Origin of the sequence: Pedobacter sp. BG31 (genome assembly GCF_042464845.1) — a bacterium.
GTDB lineage: Bacteria > Bacteroidota > Bacteroidia > Sphingobacteriales > Sphingobacteriaceae > Pedobacter > Pedobacter suwonensis.
Genome location: NZ_JBHNZK010000010.1, coordinates 100,888 through 119,030, shown reverse-complemented (window position 1 = coordinate 119,030; position 18,143 = coordinate 100,888). Strand labels below are relative to the sequence as shown.

At 38.7% G+C, this 18,143-nt stretch carries 14 protein-coding genes; 8 read left to right on the top strand and 6 right to left on the bottom strand.

Annotation, left to right across the window (positions count from 1 at the left end):
- The first annotated feature begins 5 nt into the window (after nucleotides 1-5).
- From ACFE6N_RS13700 to murI, 5 genes are all read left to right on the top strand, one after another.
- Complete coding sequence (locus tag ACFE6N_RS13700) at nucleotides 6-746, top strand: isoprenyl transferase (protein ID WP_090986071.1); 741 nt, start codon at nucleotides 6-8, stop codon at nucleotides 744-746.
- 149 nt (nucleotides 747-895) lie between these two features.
- Nucleotides 896-3,439, top strand: coding sequence for an outer membrane protein assembly factor BamA (gene bamA, locus ACFE6N_RS13695; RefSeq protein ID WP_293744344.1), 2,544 nt, complete (start codon nucleotides 896-898; stop codon nucleotides 3,437-3,439).
- Between the two features lie 102 nt (nucleotides 3,440-3,541).
- Nucleotides 3,542-4,072: an OmpH family outer membrane protein gene (locus ACFE6N_RS13690; RefSeq protein ID WP_090986068.1), complete on the top strand. Its 531-nt coding sequence runs from the start codon at nucleotides 3,542-3,544 to the stop codon at nucleotides 4,070-4,072.
- 64 nt (nucleotides 4,073-4,136) lie between these two features.
- Nucleotides 4,137-4,715, top strand: a complete 579-nt coding sequence (locus ACFE6N_RS13685) for an OmpH family outer membrane protein (RefSeq protein ID WP_378937321.1) — start codon at nucleotides 4,137-4,139, stop codon at nucleotides 4,713-4,715.
- Between the two features lie 262 nt (nucleotides 4,716-4,977).
- Entirely contained in the window at nucleotides 4,978-5,796 is an 819-nt protein-coding gene (gene murI / locus ACFE6N_RS13680; protein WP_378937319.1) for a glutamate racemase, read from the top strand.
- Between the two features lie 223 nt (nucleotides 5,797-6,019).
- Here the strand turns inward: murI and ACFE6N_RS13675 are convergent, their stop codons facing one another.
- The 4 genes from ACFE6N_RS13675 to ACFE6N_RS13660 are packed head-to-tail and all read right to left on the bottom strand — an operon-like array spanning nucleotide 6,020 to nucleotide 12,871.
- On the bottom strand, nucleotides 6,020-7,159 hold the full coding sequence (locus ACFE6N_RS13675) for a cytochrome-c peroxidase (protein ID WP_378937317.1): 1,140 nt from the start codon (nucleotides 7,157-7,159) through the stop codon (nucleotides 6,020-6,022).
- 2 nt (nucleotides 7,160-7,161) lie between these two features.
- Complete coding sequence (locus ACFE6N_RS13670) at nucleotides 7,162-8,721, bottom strand: DUF6850 family outer membrane beta-barrel protein (protein WP_378937315.1); 1,560 nt, start codon at nucleotides 8,719-8,721, stop codon at nucleotides 7,162-7,164.
- Nucleotides 8,722-8,755: 34 nt separating this feature from the next.
- Nucleotides 8,756-10,087, bottom strand: a complete 1,332-nt coding sequence (locus ACFE6N_RS13665; protein WP_378937313.1) for a DUF4876 domain-containing protein — start codon at nucleotides 10,085-10,087, stop codon at nucleotides 8,756-8,758.
- 3 nt (nucleotides 10,088-10,090) lie between these two features.
- Complete coding sequence (locus tag ACFE6N_RS13660) at nucleotides 10,091-12,871, bottom strand: TonB-dependent receptor domain-containing protein (RefSeq protein ID WP_378937311.1); 2,781 nt, start codon at nucleotides 12,869-12,871, stop codon at nucleotides 10,091-10,093.
- Between the two features lie 222 nt (nucleotides 12,872-13,093).
- Here ACFE6N_RS13660 and ACFE6N_RS13655 point away from each other — a divergent pair, with 222 nt between their 5' ends.
- The gene (locus tag ACFE6N_RS13655) at nucleotides 13,094-14,995 is read left to right on the top strand and encodes an amidophosphoribosyltransferase (protein WP_378937309.1); all 1,902 of its coding nucleotides are present in this window, start codon (nucleotides 13,094-13,096) and stop codon (nucleotides 14,993-14,995) included.
- 182 nt (nucleotides 14,996-15,177) lie between these two features.
- Here ACFE6N_RS13655 and ACFE6N_RS13650 read toward each other — a convergent pair whose 3' ends face one another.
- A complete protein-coding gene (locus ACFE6N_RS13650; protein ID WP_378937307.1) occupies nucleotides 15,178-15,318 on the bottom strand; it encodes a hypothetical protein in 141 nt (46 codons plus the stop codon).
- 49 nt (nucleotides 15,319-15,367) lie between these two features.
- A complete protein-coding gene (locus tag ACFE6N_RS13645) occupies nucleotides 15,368-15,994 on the bottom strand; it encodes a LysE family translocator (protein ID WP_378937305.1) in 627 nt (208 codons plus the stop codon).
- A 143-nt stretch (nucleotides 15,995-16,137) separates the two neighbouring features.
- Here ACFE6N_RS13645 and ACFE6N_RS13640 point away from each other — a divergent pair, with 143 nt between their 5' ends.
- Both ACFE6N_RS13640 and ACFE6N_RS13635 read left to right on the top strand, forming a co-directional pair.
- Nucleotides 16,138-17,574 (top strand): MFS transporter, encoded by a 1,437-nt coding sequence (locus ACFE6N_RS13640; RefSeq protein ID WP_090986049.1) that lies wholly within the window; start codon nucleotides 16,138-16,140, stop codon nucleotides 17,572-17,574.
- Nucleotides 17,575-17,638: 64 nt separating this feature from the next.
- Nucleotides 17,639-18,097, top strand: a complete 459-nt coding sequence (locus tag ACFE6N_RS13635) for a deoxycytidylate deaminase (protein ID WP_378937303.1) — start codon at nucleotides 17,639-17,641, stop codon at nucleotides 18,095-18,097.
- Nucleotides 18,098-18,143 lie beyond the last annotated feature (46 nt).

The window sequence follows — 18,143 nt, the reverse complement described above, 5'->3', positions numbered from 1 at the left end:
AATTAATGGGATTTAAAGAACAAATAGACTATAGCCGCCTGCCAAAGCACATTGCCGTAATCATGGATGGTAATGGAAGATGGGCTAAAGGCCAGGGCAAAGTGCGGGTTTTCGGACATGAGCATGGTGTACTTTCTGTAAAAGATATTGTAGAAGGTTGTGTGGAAGTGGGTATCGAATACCTTACCTTGTATGCTTTTTCTACCGAAAACTGGAACAGACCCAAAGAAGAAGTAGATGCTTTGATGCAGATTCTAATTTCAACCATCAACAGAGAAACTGAAACACTTAATAAAAACAATGTTAAGCTGAATGCCATTGGCAATATTGCATCTTTGCCTCAGGAGTGTATTGATGATTTAAAAGAAGCGATGGAGAAAACCGCCCATAATGAAAAATGTACTTTAACACTTGCTTTAAGTTATAGTGCAAAATGGGAGATTATCGAAGCCGCTAAAAAAATTGCATCAGCTGTAAAAGAAAATGTCATTTCACTGGATGATATTAACGAAGACCTGTTTGCATCTAAACTCACAACCGTAAATATACCCGATCCTGAACTCATGATCAGGACCAGTGGCGAACACCGGATCAGCAATTACCTGCTTTGGCAAATGGCTTATACCGAGTTTTATTTTACTGATGTTTTATGGCCGGATTTCAGACGTGAAAATCTTTTCGAGGCTATTGTAGACTATCAAAAACGCGAACGCCGTTTTGGTAAAATTAGTGAACAGTTAAACTAATTTTTCTTTTAACACTTTTTAACAAGCGTTTAAACTAACTTAGCACCACTTTTATACGATAAATGAAACCATAATAAGGGAACAAGATAAAGGCAATCTGCTTTATAAAACATCGTTACCTTTTGGTCATTACTGAACAAATAATTTTAATGAAAAGAATATTTCAGGTTTTAATCCTACTCATTTTAGCCGCTCCGGCCTTCGCTCAAATACGTCCACAAGGTCAGGCTCCGGTAACCCCTTCGTTAAAGGTTGGTGGCTTAGATCTCGATTATTTTAGTCCGAAAGAGTATATTATCGGAGGTACAACTGTAACAGGTACCCAGTATTTAGATAAAGAGGTATTAATCACCTTATCTAAGTTGACCAAAGGCGATAAAATCGTTCTTCCTGGCGAGGCTACTTCTGATGCAATTAAAACATTGTGGGCGCAGGGCCTGTTTGATGATGTTAAACTTAACGTTGAAAAATTTGTTCAGGATTCTGTTTATTTTGAAATTGAAGTAGTAGAACGTCCGCGTTTGAGTTCTATCGATTTAAAAGGTGTTCGCAAATCTGAAAAAACCGCCATTCAGGAAAAGCTGAATGATAAAACAGGTAAAATCGTAAACGATAACCTATACAATACCACATCCGCTATTGTTAAAAAGTATTTATTGGATAAAGGCTTTTTCTTTACAAAAATCGATTACAAAACGCGCAAGGATCCGAATGCAGAAAACAGTGTAGTCCTGGAAGCTTATATTGATAAAGGACACCGTGTTAAAGTACAACACATCGATTTTACCGGAAATAAGGATTTCAAATCAGCAAAACTCAGAAAGTTCCTTAAAAACCCTAAACAATTTGCCTGGTGGCGTTTCTGGGGTTCCGGAAAATTCTCAAAAGAGAAATATGAGGAGAACAAGATAAAAATGGTTGCTAAAATGCACGAGAAAGGTTATCGCGATGCAGAATTGTTAAAAGATACCATTTACCAATATAATGATAAAAAGGTTAACATCAGAATGGACCTTTACGAAGGCAAAAAGTATTATTTCGGTAACATTACCTGGGCAGGTAACGCCATCTATCCGGATAGTATTTTAAATAAAGTATTAACGATTGAGAAAGGTGATGTTTTTAGCGAAGAAAGATTAAATAAAAAATTAAATGGCGGTGGTGAAAACGGTGGAGACATTAACAGTATGTATACTGATAACGGATACTTAACTTTTAATATCGATCCGGTACAGACCCGAATTTACGGAGATACCGTTGATGTGGAATTACGTATGTATGAAGGACCGCAGTACACCAACAACCGCATTACGCTGAAAGGAAATACCATTACAAATGACAAAGTTGTTTTACGTGAGATCCGTACTAAACCGGGACAGAAATTTAACAAAAGCGATTTAATCCGTACCATTCGCGAAATTGGTCAGTTAGGTAACTTCGATGAGTCTAAAACAGTACCTACACCTCGCCCTAACCCGGCTGACGGTACTGTGGATATTGAATATGCGGTAGAAGAAAAACCTTCAGATCAAATTGAGCTATCTGGTGGGTTTGGCGGTGGCCGGATCATTGGTACATTAGGTTTAACTTTCAATAACTTTTCGCTACGTAACCTGTTCAATTTAAAAGCATATAAACCATTGCCAAAAGGCGATGGACAGAAATTAAGCTTACGTGGGCAAACCAACGGTAAATATTACCAATCATATAGCTTCTCCTTTTCGCAACCATGGTTTGGTGGTGAGAAACCGGTAAGCTTTGGGGTAAGTGCATTTACTTCATTACAATCGAACGGTTTAAGTAATGGCGACGCTCTATTTCAAAAAATCCGTTTAAACGGGGTAACCGTGAGTCTCGGAAGAAGATTAAACTGGCCTGATAACTATTTCCAGTTGTCTCATGCGGTAAGTTTACAACAGTATATTTTGAACAATTATTCAGGATATTTATTTAATACAGGTACATCTTATAACCTGAGTTTATCACAAGAGATCAGCCGTGATTCAAGAGATTCGCCGATTTTTCCTAAATCAGGATCGTTTTTACGTTTCACCGTTCAGGCTACACCACCGTTTTCATTGTTGAATAAAACAAACTATGCTACGGCATCTGACAAAGAGAAATACCGTTTTACAGAATACCATAAATGGAAATTTGATTCGCAATGGTATCAGAGAGTAGTCGGCAACCTGGTAGTTAAGGCCCAGGCACAATTTGGTTTCCTGGGGCAGTATAACAAAGCCGTTGGCCAGTCTGCATTCGAACGTTTCAAACTGGGGGGTGATGGTATGCAGGGATTCGATTTCTTACAGGGTTCTGAGTTAATTGCTATGCGCGGTTATGCCAACAATGCCGTGATACCAAATGGTTCTGACCCAAGAATTGCACAACAATCTGGTAGCCCGATTTATACCAAATATGTATTGGAGGCCCGTTATCCGGTAATTGCGAGTCAGCAGGCAACAGCCTTCGTTTTAGCCTTTGCTGAAGCTGGTAATACCTGGAATAGATTTGGTGATTTTAATCCTTTTAATGTGAGAAGATCAGTTGGTGTTGGTGCTCGTATTTTCCTGCCTATATTTGGTTTATTGGGTATCGATTACGGACATGCATTTGATAGGATCCCTGGCGTTCAGGATGGCGGTAAACAAAACTTTACTTTCAGTATCGCACAACAATTAGGTGGATTTTAATTGATAAAGAACAAAAAATTAACTAATTATGCAATAAATCATTGCAATAAGAGTTTAAAGAAAGCTTAGGTTATTAACGATATCATTAAAACACATACACAAATGAAAAAGTATCTTTTTATCGCATTCCTGCTTTGCACTTCTTTTGGTGCTTTTGCGCAAAAGTTTGCTTACGTAGACAGCGAGTATATATTGAAACATTTGCCAGAATATAAATCGGCACTCAGCCAGCTGGATGTGGCATCTAAACAATGGCAGCAGCAGGTTGATCAGAATTTTTCAGAAATCGACAGAATGTACAAGGCTTATCAGGCAGATCAGGTTTTATTAACTGATGATATGCGCAAACGTCGTGAAAACGAGATTATAGAAAAAGAAAAACAAGCTAAAGAGTTTCAACGCTCTAAGTTTGGGCCAGACGGAGATCTTTTTCAAAGCAGGGTGAAACTGATTAAGCCAATTCAGGATAAAGTGGCTGAAGCCATTAAACAGATTGCAAAATCTAAATATTTAGACTTCATTTTCGACAAGAGCAGTGAGGCCACAATGATGATTTATGCCAGTAGCAGTTACGATGTGAGTAATGATGTAATTGTAAAATTAGGTTATAAACCAGGGACCGTAAATAATTAGTATATTCGTCCCTGATTTTTGAAGAAAAACAAACAGAAAAAAATAAAAAAAGTAAAGTAAAACGATGAGAAAGTTAATTAACGTATTCTTTGTAGCAGCGGGGTTATTGTTTACAGCGAATATGGCAAGTGCACAACAAAAATTAGGTCACATTAATTCTGAAGAGGTTTTTGCAAATTTACCTGAAGCTAAAACAGCTCAAACTACCTTAGAAACTTTAGGTAAACAAAAGCAAGCTGATATTGATGCAATGATCAAAGAATATCAGACTAAAATGTCTGCTGCAGAGGCTAAACAAAAAACGTTAAGTGAGGCGAATAAAGAAACAGTAGGTAAAGAATTACAAGCTGCCGGTCAGGAATTACAGGACTTGGAAAAACGCATTACCGATGCACGTACCAAAGCATCACAAGATATAGGTACCAAACAAGGTGAATTATTCCAACCTATCCAGGCTAAAGTTGCAAATGCAATTTCTGCTATCGCTAAAGAAAAAGGTTTGGCTTACGTTTTTGATATTGCAAACGGTCAAGGTGGTAACAATTTAGTATTCTGGGATGGTGGCGATGATATTACCGCTGCAGTTAAAACTAAATTAGGTATTTCAGCTACTGCTGCAAAACCAGCTGCGCCTAAGAAATAGTCTTCAGTCAGAAGTCAACAGTCTTTGGTCTGTATGACAAAGCGGAATTAAGTGTAACTTAGTTCCGCTTTTTTGTTGGAAGACAAATCGTCATCTCGACCGGAACACAGTGAAGTGGAGAGATCTACCTTGAGATAGATTTCTCGACTTCGTTGCACTCCGCTCGAAATGACGGCAAATTAGAAAAGTGAAATACAGATACTTTATTGAATAAAACATTTCAACCTTCCTCCAACATTTAACTAATTTTACAACAGCACGTATGCAAAACTCTTCACCAATAGGTATTTTCGATTCAGGTTACGGTGGTTTAACGGTATTCCGTTCTATTGCCGATCAGTTACCAGATTACAACTATATTTATTTAGGTGATAATGCCCGTTCGCCTTATGGTGATCATGCTTTTGATACCATTTACAAATACACTCTAGAATGTGTAGAATGGCTCTTTGCCAAAGGTTGCCATTTAGTAATACTCGCCTGTAATACTGCTTCAGCTAAGGCACTTCGAACCATTCAGCAGCGCGATTTACCTGCTAAGTATCCAGATCGGCGCGTACTCGGCGTAATCCGGCCTACAGCCGAAGTAATCGACCAGTACACAAGTACCAAACAAGTAGGGGTAATGGGTACCAGAGGAACCGTTAATTCGAAATCCTACCTTTTGGAAATCAATAAATTTTACCCCGATATACAAGTGTACCAGCAAAGTTGCCCAATGTGGGTACCATTGATCGAAAATAATGAGCATTTAGAGCCAGGGGCAGATTTCTTTATCAATGAATACTGTAGTCAGCTGCTAAAACAATCGGCCGATATCGATTGTGTATTGCTGGCCTGTACGCATTACCCTTTATTATTACCCAAGTTAAAGACCATATTTCCTGATTACATCAACATTTTGGCACAAGGTGATATTGTAGCAAATAGTTTGGTAGATTACTTGGCAAGGCATCCGGAAATTGAACAAAAGCTGGGCAAACGGGGTGAGCGATCTTTTTACACCAGCGGCGATCCGGTTGCATTCGATGAGCATGCCTCTATCTTTTTTGGCGAAGCATTGAAATCGGGTAAGATGTAAGGTCGTTCATTGGTCATTGGTTTATTGGTCATTAGTCATTAGTCATTGGTTATTTGTCATCAGGCCATTGGGTGATTAGTTCATCGGTGAGTTGTTTATTGGGTATACTAAACGCTAAAATGCTAACTAAGGCGAGAGTTAATGTTCAACTGTTCAAAGTCGTTAAGAGACTGTCAACTGCCAACTGTAAGCTCCCAACTCCAAACTCCCAACTCCAAACTAACTATTGCGGTAACTGCTCAACCCTAACCAATACCGCTGGCGATGATAAGGCATTTAGAAAGGCAACAACAGCATCTTTCTCGGCTTTGCTCAGTTTTAAGCCCTTTAACAATTTATCGTTTTTAGGCAAAAGCGGATCGTTTACCTGTTCTGGCTTTACCCTTTGTACAGGCATGCCCATATTGTACATGTTCATTACGCCATCCATATCAGGGAATAGGCCATTGTGGAACCAGGGGGCAGTTTTCATTACATTTCTTAAACCCGGGGTTTTAAATTTGCCCACATCTTCCGGTTTTTTAGTTACGTTATATAAGCCTAAATCTTCGTATTTACGGCCATAATAAGTTAAACCGTCATTATGAAATTCGTTATCCGTAAATAAGGGACCATTATGGCAATTGATACAACGTGCTTTAGTACGGAACAGGTGTAAACCCACCAATTGCTGATCAGTAAGCGCTTTTTTATCTTTTCCTAAAAAACGGTCGAAAGGTGTTCTGCGGCTTACGATACTACGCTGAAAAGTGGCCAGGCTCTCGAAGATACGTTTATTGGTAATTTCTTTTGAACCAAATGCAGATTTAAAATAAGGTTGATAACCTTTTATCTTACTTAGTTTTTTAGATAGTGCTTTCATATCCTGGTGCATTTCATTATGTGCAGCTACCGGACTACCAGCTTGTTCTTCTAAGTTGCTTGCACGGCCATCCCAAAACAGGCGTTTGTAAAACCAAACATTCTCTAAAGACGGGGCATTGCGGATATTGGCCAGATGATCGTGTCCAATAGATACCTGGCGGCCATCAGTCCAGTGTAAATCTGGCGCATGGCAGCTCGAGCAGGAGATTTGGTTTGAGCCTGATAAACGTGGATCGAAAAATAAAATTTTGCCTAACTCCACCACACTTTTCACCGAATCATTTTTTAAATCGACAGGCGAGGGAGGAAGTTCACCAAGTTCCTGAAAAACGGCGCCTGCATCTACCGTAGGTTTGGGCCATTGGCTGGTCGGTTTTGAATAAACTTTGCGCAGGCTATCAATACTCAATTCATCGTCATCATTAAAATTGGCCGATTGAAATGAAAACAAGATCAACCCACTCAGGATTATGGTAAGGATGGTAAAGATTTTACTCATGGTTAAAAATAGAGGTTTAAGCTGATGTTGGAAGAAAGGCGGTCTTTGCCGGGAGTATTTGTTAATATTCTACCGAAATCTTTTAGTTCGTCTCTTCTCCAATAGCTAAGTCCAAGTTTAATTCCGGCCTGGATTTGTTTGAACATCGGGATACTATAATCACTTGATAAGCCAACACCAAATTTCGAGGTCGTATTATAGGCATAGTCGTAGTAAATTACATTCTTAGTAAAAACACCTTCGTTAGCCAGCAGTACACTGAAATCAGAATTAAGGTACTGATTGTATAAACCGGTTAAGCTGATGCCCCAGTTGTGGTTGTTTTTGTTTTGATGGTTTACACCATAACTAAGTGAGTAGATTAGCTGGTTAAATCTGATATCATTTCCGGCAATGCCATCTTGTTTACGTTCTTCATACTGTTTCAGACCCAAACCAAAGTTATGGGTAAATTGGTTATTTCTTATGCTGTAGTAAGCCTGTGTACCCAATGACTTGTTCCTAAATAGGTAACTGTTTGCTAAATAAACATTCATGTAATTATCGCCGGTATTTGATTTATAACTAATGTTTATACTTAATGCACTTGAAGCTGTTTTCTTTAACCAAAAAAGACGATAGTTTTCACTTACCAGATTAAAGTTGATATATTCAGTAATCGCCAGTGAAGTTCTGTAATCAAATTTTTGTTTCTCCCTAGATGTCTGGAAAATAAAATTAAAGCTTCCCAACTTTTTATTTTCAAAGCTTAAATAAGCATCAAAGCCGTTCCTTATCTGGTTATTTTGAACGGTTCTTCTTTCATTATACTCTTCGCCTTCACCATACCCGTTTATTAAATAGTTCGTAAATTCAGGAATTACTTTGCCTTGAGAAAGACTACTGTTTTTATATGCAACGTTTACCTTTTCCAATCCGTAGCCATGTCTGTAAGCTGTACCCAGGGCTAGTTCTTTTGTAATATGATAACCTACTGAGGCGAGTAAATTTAATTGGTAGTCGCTGATTTCGCCACGTGGATCATTCGTAGAGTAATGGTTGCCTATCCTATAATCGGCTCCTAAGCCAACGTTTAAATGATCATTCAGTAAATTTTTACTTGCTGAAGCCTTCAGATTATAAACTGTTCGTTGATAATTTAAATTTTTAACTGAACCAAAATAATAAGGGTTTGCCAAATTATTCCGGGTTTGATGAGAAAACGATGTACTGTCTTCTACCGATCTGTTGTATGAGAACAATCCCCACAATGTGATCGAATTAAGTTGTGAAACTCCCTCCGTGCTTAATGAAGTGGTACTTACCTTTGATGCATCCTGGGCTTTCATCAAAGTACCTTTTTCAAAAACCTGGTTAAGCTTTAAACTATTAAAAGTTATGGGCATTAGCTTTTTAATGAAAAAAGGGCTGATTTTTGCGAAATCATAGGCGCCAAATTTCACTGAGTCTGCAGAGAATCGTTTGGCATCTGTTGCGGTATGCTGCGCATTGTTAATTTGGGCTGATGCCGTGAATACAGTGCCAAAAATTAAAAGTATATATAAAATATTGTTATGCTTCATTTTTATGTTGCGGCTATTTTGACCCATGTAATAATTATTTAAATCCCCTGGGATTAGCAAGTGGAAGGAAGTCAAAATCCTCTGCTGAGTTATTGGTGTCTTTTAAAATGATCCTGCCATTCACGATGGCTTCTGTTTTTCTGATTACAGATTGAGAAGAATATATCCCATTGGGTACGTAGGTATATAATGCATCAAGGCTTGCAATAAGTTTTTTAGGTACTCTTGATGTTGCTACATTGGTTTGCGTCTCTACAGCATCAATGATGAAGGACCGGGGAATCTGATAATATCTGTCAGCACTAGCACTTGGCGGAGCAATGGTTGGATATGGGTATTTTGGTAAATCTTTAATAGCTGTTGTACCAGGGTTTTTAAATATGATGTATCCCATTCTGCCACTTGTTTCTAAAATCAGATCAGTTCCGTTGTAAGATAAAACGTCAACATTGGGCACTAAAGGATTATCTATATCGGAAGCGAGAGGTCGGGGCAGGAAAGGGGCGTAATAGGCTTCAAAATCTGCACCACTCAAATCGATTGTTAAAGAGGGGTCTCTCGCTGCAATTACCTTTCCGTCAGAACCGGTAAAAGGTGCTTTGTGGTTTACAGCAGTTTGTGCCAGTACAATACTATTGCCCGGTTGAACCGGATATTGCTTTCCAGTTCCAGGTATCATCAATACTGCTCTCGTATAAACATAATCATTATTGGCATCAATATTTGTAGGCATACCTTGCGCTTTACTCCAGTCATACTGGCTGTTCGGTTGCCTGTAAATATTTACGGCAGTGAAATTTTGGATGCCCAATGCTTCCCCGATATACAAACTATCAGCATATAATACAGAATCAGAATTGTTGTAAATCTCAATAAATTGATCTCTAAAAGAAGCACCGGTTGTGGTATTAGACCCTGCAAAATAGATTTGCTTGATTACCCATGGGCCTGTTGGGCCTGCGATAAGTTTTAAATGAATACTTTGACCGTTTTCAATGGTAATAGTCCTTGCTTTTTCTGAAGCATTAAAAACCACATTTTTAGATACGGTTTCTCCTGTAAGAGTAGAATATTCGGAAGCTGAAATTTCTATGGAGGCTGAAATATCATAGCTTCCCGGTGAAATTGAATCTAAAGAAAACGTGCCATCAGTTTGGGTAGAATAAATATTTTCTTTGTTATTTTTATTGTTCTTGAAAGTCAACTTCACTTTGCCTAAGGGTAAAGCCTTTGCCAGGTTATCTGAAGCGTATGATGTGATCACCTTAAACTGAACCGGATGGATTTCTGGTATATCGCCCTGGTATTTTTTGCAGGCAGAGAAAAGAGATACAATAACAGCGATTGCGAATATAGTTTTTTTCATCGTCTATAGTTTAATCGATAATTCAGCACCAAAAGTCGGGCTGCTGTTTGGATAGTTGTATGTTCCCGAAGGAGTAACATAATATGGCTGATAATTGAACACATTATAAACGTTAAATGCGAATTTGAAACGTTTCTTAATCTCTTTTGCAATGCTCATGTGGTAGTTAGAGAATATACGGGGAAGATTGGCTTCGGCCTGTTGCTCTGGCGTTTTATACAAATGGCCATAAGAAGGGTTATTCTTATCGAAATTTGTAATGCCTATATACTTATTGGTACTGGTGTAATAACCTAATGGGATTCTTGAACTTTCGGTATTGATAACTTTATCCAGTAATTGGAATTCGGCAATAAATGAAACCACGAGGCTTAATTTGGGTATATGGGTTAAGCTGGTAATTCTACCGTTGCTGAAATAAGCTCTGGTATTTTTTGGCTCATAAACGCCGATATAAGCATAGTTCGGATCTGTTGTAATTGTGTTGGGGATTTCACTGCTTAATAAATTATGAACCGAACGCGATTTAGTTTTGAAAAGTCCGCCGCTAATATTAAAAGAGGTTTTAATCTCCCTGATCTCTGGTGTATTTAAAATGGCTTCAAATCCCTGATTATCAGATAAAAGATCGTTTTTAAATGTTGAATAATTAATTGCGTAAGCTTTTGTTCCTGTTTGATTAATTGTTGGCTTTGCACCCGCATTTAAGGTTGCAGTATAACCAGGAAGGAAAATGCTCTGTAAATTTTGGACAGTAGATATTCCGTCTCTCGATTTTTTGTTGAAGGCTGTCAGTGAAAGACTGAAATTATTCATTTTTAATTGGGCTGAAAGCTCTATACTCTCGCTTTTTGACGGCTTTAATCCCACACTTGTAGGTTCGTAACGTTCTACATAAACCAAATAGGTACTTTCATTTACCTTTCCATTATATGCGTTTAGTAAAGGTATTTCAAAAAAGGTTGGTCCGGGAAAACGCTGTGCTAAGCCCGGCGATTTATAGGATAAACCATAGGCAACACCAAATCTTAAGTTCTTATTAACCTCGTAATTGATGTTTGTTCTTGGAGAAAAAGAGGTATAGCCATTTTGTATATCAGTTCTCATACCTGCTCTTACATTTAATGGCTTGCCTAGTATTGTCGCTGTAAAGAGATCCTCAATATAAAAGCCAAGGTCTTTTTGTGCCAGGGCCAGTCTGAAGTCATAATAACGTTCTGAGCTTTTTGTGCCCAGCGATGTGTTTGCAACTCTTGTGGTACCCCGTGGCTCGTTCGGATCAATGGTCTGGCCCAATCCCTTGTTTGCACTGTAGCTAAAACTAGTGCCGAAAGATAGGTTATGCACAAGACTTCCTGTTGCAAACCCTCCGGTAAAATCTAAATTAGCGGCTGCATTTATCGGACGACCATCTATTAATGATTTTGCCGTGTAGATACCTGAATCGTAATATCCTTCGTGTATTCCGGTAGTTGTTGCCGTACTGTATAATACATATGCATCATTAACTAACTCTTCCTTATAACTAACCTGATGTCCTTCTGCATATCTTAAATTTAGACCAATATTTTTTAGGAAACCGTTATTAAAACGATAGTTGCTTCTGTTTGCAACACTAAAATTCCAGCTGTCGAATTTTGTTCGGGTACTTTTTTCGTCATCCGGGTCGAATTTTATGCCATCAAGGTTTCTGCCATAATCTATGCTGAAGGTGTTTTTTAATTGCCTGGTATTGCCAAAGGAATTAGTCCACATCGCGTTTGTATTGATTCTTCGGTAAGCCTTTAATTTATCGCGGTTATCCTCGAACGAATTAACATAATTAATGCCCACATTTACAGCGCCGTATCTTGGACTGATTTCAACGCCTTTGGAGAAACCATATGACGTGGCATTATCGCGTAACTGCATTCTGACATAGGCTGGAGATTTACCCGCTTGTCGTTCAATAATAATTGCTCCATCGGTTAAATCACCATATTTTGCGGGTGCCACCCCAGGTATTACCTCTATGCTTTCAATATTATCAGCTGGAATTTGCCTTAAATCGATACCTCCAAAAGTATAGTCACCAGTATAACCTGTTTTATCATTCCCAGTCCCCCTGATTCCGTAACTTCCACTTTTTACAAATGATGAGCCTACGCCACCGGCCCTGCCAGCATTAAAGCTTTGCATGTTTGCATTGTTACTAATGGTATTCCCATCCATAACTATAGCAATTCCAAATGCATTATTTAGTTCGAAAGCGCCTTTCCCATCAGTAGTAGGTGCATAAGCAGCCCTTAAATTAATGTTTTGTACATTTTGAAGAGAAGGCGGCTGGATTTTTCTGTTCGGAATCTGATTCAAGAGATCGTTTACGCTCAATGCCGGAGTTTGTTCAATTAAATCCCTGGTAATCATCAGCGAAGAGTTGGTTTGACCAGAATAATTCCGCTTAGCGTTAATTTCAATGTTCTCCAAACTGAGATCTAAAATCTTTAACCGGATGTTTCCAAGATTGGTTTCTCCTGCTTTAACGGTTACGGGTAAGCTTAACTTCTGATAGCCGATATGGGAAAATTCGAGGGTTAGGATATTATTCGTTTCAGAGCCGTTAATCCTGAACAAACCATTTTTGTCTGTAATTGCATATTGATTGGTTTCTAAAATTTTAATGTTAACAAGTTCCAAAGGCTTGTTCTGCGGATCGACTACAGTGCCAATTACCCCATTTCTTACCTGCGCCAGCACCGACGAACAAATAAAGAATAATAATAATGATGTGTAAAATTGTTTCAATTTAGACTAAATCTTAATAATGCTGCAAAAATGTTAATTTCAACTTGTTTTTGCAAGTTATTTAGAATTATTCTAATTAATCATACAGATTTTTAACTTGGGAAATGCAATGGCAGTCTATTTGTTTCATCTGTCAGATAAAACTCATCATCACAAAAGAAAACACTTTTGTTTAGGTTCTGAATATTTAAAAGGATAACTTTGCGCCTTCAAATCCATATCATGAGTGATCAGATAAAACACGAATGCGGAATCGCTTTTATTCGCCTGTTAAAACCACTTTCTTACTACCAGCAAAAGTACGGTACAGCACTTTACGGCCTTAATAAATTATACCTTTTAATGGAAAAACAGCATAACCGGGGCCAGGACGGCGCAGGTATTGCCACCATTAAACTGGATATGAAACCAGGCAGCAGGTATATTAGCCGATATCGAAGCATGGCTTCAAATGCAGTGGCCGATATCTTCGAATATGTGCAGAACAAATTTGTTGATATCCAGGAAAACACCCCTGAATTAATGCAGGATACAGAATGGCTCAAAAACAATGTCAGTTTTATTGGCGAAGTTTTATTGGGCCATTTGCGTTATGGTACACATGGTAAAAACAGCATCGAAAATTGCCATCCTTTTTTAAGGCAAAACAACTGGATGACCCGCAACCTGGTTATTGCCGGTAACTTTAACATGACCAATGTGGATGAGTTATTGGAACAGTTGTACGAATTGGGGCAGCATCCAAAAGAAAAAGCAGATACCGTAACCGTACTTGAAAAAATCGGTCACTTTTTGGATGATGAAAACCAGGAGCTTTTTGATCATTACAAAAAAGAAGGACACGATAACGTTGCCATTACACACAAAATATCTGATAACCTGGATATTGCCAATATCCTTCGCCGCTCGGCCAAAACCTGGGATGGAGGTTATTCGATCTGTGGTATGGTCGGTAATGGTGATTCGTTTATCATGCGCGATCCGGCAGGTATCCGTCCGGCATATTATTATTACGACGATGAGATTGTGGTAGCGGCTTCTGAAAGACCTGCTTTACAAACCGCATTTAATATTCAGTTTAAAGATGTAAAAGAGATCGATCCAGGTCATGCTTTAATTATCAAGAAAAACGGCGAGGTAAGCATGGAGCAGTTCCGCGAGCCTACTGAAAGACTATCTTGCTCATTCGAGCGCATCTATTTCTCAAAAGGAAGTGACGTGGAGATTTACCGTGAACGTAAACAGCTGGGGCGTTTATTGAGCGATAAAATTCTTCAGGCCGTTAATTACGATCTAAAGAATACGGTATTCTCGTTTATTCCAAATACAGCAGAAGTTGCATTTTTCGGAATGGTTGATGGTGTTCAGCAATATGTACGCAGGCACCAGAAAGACACCCTTTTGCATAAAAAAGAGCAGCTAAACGACGAGCAGCTTGACGAGTTATTATCGATGGCGCCTAGGGTGGAGAAACTAGCGGTTAAAGATGTGAAATTGCGTACGTTTATTACGCAGGATGCAGATAGAAGCGAAATGGTGGCACACGTTTATGACACTACATATGGTATTATCAACAATCATCAGGATACTTTGGTAGCATTGGACGATTCGATTGTACGTGGTACTACCTTAAAACAGAGTATCATTAAAATTGTAGACCGTTTACATCCTAAAAAAATTATTATTGTTTCTTCTGCACCTCAAATTCGTTATCCTGATTGTTATGGTATAGATATGAGCCGGATGGGACAGTTTGTAGCTTTTGATGCAGCTATTCAATTGTTAACTGAGCGCGGCATGTGGCAGGTAATAGAAGATGTTTACGCCAAATGTAAAGCTTCGTTATTGTTGCCTAAAGAGGAAATTGTAAATCACGTTAAAGATATATACAAGCCGTTTACACCGGAAGAAATTTCGGCCAAGATTGCACAGATCATTACCCCTAAAGGTACTGTGGCAGAAGTTGAAGTAATTTACCAAAGTTTAGAGAACCTGCACGAAGCTTGTCCGAAAAATAAAGGCGACTGGTATTTCTCTGGAAACTACCCTACGCCGGGAGGAAACAAGGTAGTTAATAAAGCTTTTGTGAACTGGAAAGAAGGAAATAACCAAAGGGCTTATTAGTAGCTTCAAAATTTCCCGTAAGAAATAAGATAAAATGGCTCATATCGCTGATATGGGCTATTTTTGTTTATTTGCTGCCGTTCGTGAGGACACGGCTACGGCGTGCAAAAACAAATATTGATTGCTAAGAAACATTTAATTATTGATTGTAAGTTGGTTATGAAAGTATTGTCTGCTTGATGTTACTGACTTTTCCCATCTAAACCTGACATACGCGGAAAGCCCGGAACCCGGTTTTTCACCGGGTGAGGACTTGCAGTATTGGCAGGACGGACCTTAATGGCAGCACTGGCATTGCTTTCCAAAAAAAAGCTGCTAGTCATTAAAGTGTTTAGGACACTGGTGGGTATTAATTTGCCAGAAGGTTAAGTTTTACGCGTAAAACTTCAGGTAAGTTTTAATAATGAGCCAGAAGGCGAAAAAGATGATTATTACACCGGCAATTTTATTCAGCTTTTTAAGCGCATCTTCTTTTATTTTATAACGCAGTTTGCTAGAGTAATAACTTTTGGCGCCATCAATGCCAAGTTGTGTGGCCATGGCAATAAAAAAGCAGACCAGTTTTTCGTTAAGCATATTGTTGAGCTTAACAGAGATAATTCCGCTCACAATAATCCAGAACATGAGGGTAGAAGGAGTGAGGATACACATTAAAAAACCTTTGAGCACGTAACCTCTTTTGCTTACTTTTTGGAGTGTATTGCTATCGTAATGCACAGTAATTTTTGAAACCAGGTAATAAATCCCCACTGCCAGTAGAAACACACCGCCAATACTGCCTACGTATTTATCAAATTCTGCTTTATAATTAAAAAACTGGCTACCAAAAAGAACCAGTCCAATCAGAATAATATCACTTATAATTACGCCAATGGCTAAAGAGAAACCAGCCTTGAAACCCCGTTCGATGCTGGTTTTAATCATTGCAAAAAATACCGGCCCTGTTAAAAACGATGAAATAATCCCTGCTCCTATACCTAGTAATATGGCTTCAAACATGCATTGTATTGTTTATGATATGCGAATATGCAATTTTATACCTAAAGATGTAACATTTATTTTTGTTGCATAGGTTGCATAAAAAATACTGGTTATTAGTTTTTTTTATTTATGTTTAGCCCCACTAAAACTAGATTTATAATATGAATTCAGAACAAACGCAAACCAAGTGGGCGCAGTTTATTCCACTGGTCACTGTATTCTTCTTTTGGGGCTTTGTAGCCGCCAGTAATGACATTCTCATTCCGGTATTTAAAAAGGCATTTGATTTATCGCAGGCCGAAAGTCAATTGGTTTCACTGGCATTTTACATCGCATATACGGTGGGGGCGTTAATTTATAACCTCATTTCAGTTATTATGGGAAAAGATATTGTAAATAAGCTTGGTTATAAAAATTCATTAGCTCTTGGTTTAGTTATCTCGGCAGCAGGAACCTTACTTTTTTATCCGGCAGCCAATTTACATTCTTTCCCATTAATGCTTTCCGGTTTGTTCATCGTAGCCTTGGGTTTTTCTTTACAGCAAACTGTTGCCAATCCGTTGGCCATTGCTTTAGGACCGATTAAAACAGGTTCACAACGTTTAACACTTGCGGGTGGTATCAATAACTTCGGTACAACCATTGGGCCGCTTATTGTAAGTTTTGCCATTTTCGGTTCGGCGGCGAATGCCAATACCAACATTAGCGTAGAAAGCGTTAAAATTCCTTATTTAATATTAGGGGTGGCTTTTATTGCCGTTGCCATTTTCTTAAAAATGTCATCGTTGCCTGATCGACCTGCTTTGGTTGAAGCTTCGGCAGATGACACTAAATCGATTAAGGGATCAGCCTTGAATTACCCGCAACTGGTTTTAGGTATGATCGCCATTTTCGTTTATGTAGGTGTTGAGGTTTCAACAGCGAGTAACCTGCCGGCTTACATGGAGAAAGACTTAGGCTTTGAAATCAAAGATATTGCACCTTATATTTCATTATACTGGGCAAGTATGATGATCGGCCGTTGGACAGGTGCCGTTGAAGCTTTTACCGATAATGTAAGCACACAAAAAGTATTACGCTTTATTGCACCTTATTTAGCCTTTGGTATTTTTCTGGTTGTAAATGCAATTGCAAAACACGATCTGGCACCTTTTTATATTTATGCAGCAATTATTTTGGTGCTAATCTTAGCCGATATGGCCAGCAAAGGTAATCCGGCCAGAATGTTATTGATTTTTTCTGCTATTGGCATTACCGCTTTATTAATTGGTATGTTTACTACCGGCATGACGAGTGTATATGCCATTACCAGTGTTGGTTTGTTCTGCAGTACCTTATGGCCATGTATCTTTACTTTAGCCGTTAGTGGTTTAGGTAAACATACCAGTCAGGGAAGTAGTTTCCTAATTATGATGATTATGGGCGGTGGTATCATCAGCTGGTTGCAAGGTTTGGTATCTGAATTCACCGGCATTCAATACAGTTATATTGTGGGTATTATTTGCTTCGCTTACCTGGCATTTTACGCCTGGAGGGTAGCTTCCATATTAAGATCGCAGGGAATTAATTTCGATCAGAAAATTTCTGGCGGACATTAATTTTTATTCCAGTATTTTAGCAGCCACAAAGATTAAGTTCTTTGTGGCTTTTTTATTTTAGCACATGACAGATAAACCAAGTTTCGACTCCATATTTATGAACCTGGCAACCGATTTGGCTGCCCGCTCACACTGTGTGCGTGCGCATGTTGGTGCCGTTTTAACCAAAGATACCCGCATTATTTCGATCGGTTACAATGGTCCGCCGGCCGGTACACATAATTGCGATGAGGAATGGCCGGAGCATGGATGCGCACGGGATAGTAAAGGAAGCTGTTCATTAGCCTTACATGCAGAAGAAAATGCTATTCTGTATGCCTCGAAAAATGGAGCAAAGATAGAAGGTTGTACACTTTATACCACTTTATCACCTTGTATTGCCTGTGCCCGTCTTATTTTATCGTCAGGCATCAAACTGGTATATTATTCAAAATCTTACGCTGCTTACAAGGGTTTGCCCAGTGATGAGGGGGTTGACTTTTTGAGGAAATTTGGGGTGGATGTAATTCTAATGGAGAGCTAAAGTTAATCGTTTTTAATTGTAGAAGTTTACTGCTAATATTTATCTT